The sequence below is a fragment of the Haloferax profundi genome, assembly GCF_001469865.1.
Classification (GTDB): domain Archaea; phylum Halobacteriota; class Halobacteria; order Halobacteriales; family Haloferacaceae; genus Haloferax; species Haloferax profundi.
Window position 1 is genome coordinate 1 of sequence record NZ_LOPV01000259.1, and the last position, 393, is coordinate 393.

Here is a 393-nt window from a genome sequence, read left to right on the forward strand (position 1 = left end):
TTCATGTACTCGTCTGAGTCACGAGACCACAGCGTCGCTGACTCGTTCTCGGTCAATCCGTTGTCTTCTGTTCCTGGGCGTGGTGGGGTTGCAGTCACGAGTCCGGCAATGCTACTCACTACGAGGAGGCAGGCAACCACGACAGACCACGCATTAGGACGCATCAGGGAAACTCGGGGTGTGTATATCCGAGTTACCAGGGTGCGAGGTCGACACACTGGGCGAGCGGAAGTCCCATTATTCCCCCTGCAACGGTGTACAGCGGTCCGAGTATCGACAGGATGAGCCCAGACTTCATCGCTGAACGCTTGTGGCGCTTGAGGCTCTTCTTTTGGTCGTGACTCATCGTGAATACTTCGGCGAGGGAATCAGCCTGCCAGACAATGACGAGCC

1 protein-coding gene is annotated in these 393 nt (G+C 56.7%); it reads right to left on the bottom strand.

All coding sequences use genetic code 11. From position 1 onward, the window contains the following. Window positions 1-193: 193 nt before the first annotated feature. Window positions 194-393, bottom strand: a 200-nt coding sequence (locus AUR66_RS11795; RefSeq protein ID WP_058572579.1) for a hypothetical protein, incomplete at its 5' end; no start/stop codon positions are given.